At 62.3% G+C, this 632-nt stretch carries 2 pseudogenes; one reads left to right on the top strand and one right to left on the bottom strand.

The window, feature by feature from the left end:
* Positions 1-417 (top strand): annotated as a pseudogene (locus EOA86_RS37415) (MarR family transcriptional regulator); the annotation flags it as partial.
* Positions 418-427: 10 nt separating this feature from the next.
* On the opposite strand, the pseudogene tdh reads toward EOA86_RS37415, so the two are convergent.
* Positions 428-632 (bottom strand): annotated as a pseudogene (tdh, locus tag EOA86_RS37410) (L-threonine 3-dehydrogenase); the annotation flags it as partial.

Below are 632 nucleotides of genomic sequence, written 5' to 3'. Positions count from 1 at the left end.
CTCGAAAGCTTCCTGCCCTACCGGCTCTACCGGCTCGCCGATGCCGTCAGCCGCGAATTCTCAAGGATTTACAAGGATCGCCACGGCCTGACGCGGCCCGAATGGCGCACGCTGGCCGGCCTCGGACAGCACGGCAGCATGACCGCGACGGCGCTCGGCGAACAGTCGGCGATGCACAAGACCAAGGTTTCGCGCGCCGTCGCCGAGCTCGAACGGCGCCGCTGGCTCACGCGAAAACCGGATGAAAATGACCGCCGAATCGAGCACCTGATGCTGACTGGAGCGGGCCTTGCCGCCTATCGCGAGATGGTGCCGCTAGCAAAGGCGTTCGAGCAGGAATTGCTGGCAAAGCTCAGTGCTGGCGAGCGCACCGCGATCACAAATGGATTGGGTGCGCTCAAGGAGGCTCTGGGCAAGGATCAGGCGCTCACCAGTCCATCACCACCTTGCCCGAATTGCCGCTGCGCATCGCGTCGAATCCGGTCTGGAAATCGTCGATGCCGATGCGGTGGGTGATGAGGCCGGTGACGTCGAGCGGGCCTTGCACCAGTGCGATCATCTTGTACCAGGTCTCGAACATCTCGCGGCCATAGATGCCCTTGAGATGCAGCATCTTGAAGATGACCTTGTTC

The sequence above is a fragment of the Mesorhizobium sp. M5C.F.Ca.IN.020.32.2.1 genome, assembly GCF_004023105.1.
GTDB lineage: Bacteria > Pseudomonadota > Alphaproteobacteria > Rhizobiales > Rhizobiaceae > Mesorhizobium > Mesorhizobium wenxiniae.
This window is presented reverse-complemented; position numbering and strand designations above follow the sequence as displayed.